The 917-nt window shown below is 41.3% G+C and carries 1 protein-coding gene; it reads left to right on the top strand.

Annotated features, from left to right (window positions below):
- Window positions 1-869, top strand: an 869-nt coding sequence (locus HMPREF1551_RS05395; RefSeq protein WP_021628046.1) for a DKNYY domain-containing protein, incomplete at its 5' end; no start/stop codon positions are given.
- Window positions 870-917: the final 48 nt, after the last annotated feature.

The following is a 917-nucleotide window of genomic DNA, read 5'->3' as shown; positions in this document are numbered from 1 at the left end:
ATACCACAGGCTTTAGAGTAGTGGACGTTATAAGGGATAAGCAGTCTGACTATAGGGAAGAACCCATTTGGCGAACTTATAAGAAGGCTTTTAGGGGAACAAAGCAGATTAACATCTCTGACCCTGCGACCTTTGAGTCGGTTTCCACTTGTTATTTCAAGGACAAAAACTATCTATACTATTATGACCAAAAGGTAGAGGGGGCTGATGTGGCTACCCTTCAGAAGGAACGGGCAGAGGGGAAATTTGTCTCCGACAAGGACAATACCTATTACCGAGGGAAGCCCTTTATCTACAAAGGAGAGCGGGTACAGCAGGTATCGAATCTTATATACAAAACCACTACCCATGTATTGCGTTACAATGGAGGATATGATGATGAGGAAAAGGCGGAGGATTATTTTGTAGAACTCCCTGATTATTTTGATATTCCTACCTTAAAAAGGCTGAATGATCGCTATTTGATAGATAAAAACCACCTCTATTATGATGAAAGTAGCTATCCGTTAGAGGACAAAGACCTTAGGGTGCCTATAGCTAAGGAAGATTTGAGCAAAATAAAAAAGTTGTTTGAGGGTTTTGTAACCGATGGAAACAAGATCTACAGAGGGAAAGAGCCACTCTCTGGCTATGATGTGGCTACTTTTGAGATTGTTCCAGGGCATTATTACTATCAGTATGACAAGAATGGGGTGTATCATTGGTTTAAAAAGCTGCCTTTCCACTATACAAACCGCCTGAGTATGGGAAAAACCTTTTCTATATGGATTATCAGAGCCTATTTATCTATGAGGATCAGGCTTATTATGAGACTTATGACGATAGCCTCTATGTACCTCACCTCAGCCCCCAGCAGTTGGCGCTGCTAAAAGAAGGAAACACACCCCTAAGGGAATTATTCTCTTCTCAAGACGATA

The organism is Capnocytophaga sp. oral taxon 863 str. F0517 (assembly GCF_000466425.1).
Classification (GTDB): Bacteria; Bacteroidota; Bacteroidia; order Flavobacteriales; family Flavobacteriaceae; genus Capnocytophaga.
The sequence above is the reverse complement of the archived record's forward strand: the minus strand, read 5'-3'. Positions and strand labels throughout refer to the sequence as shown.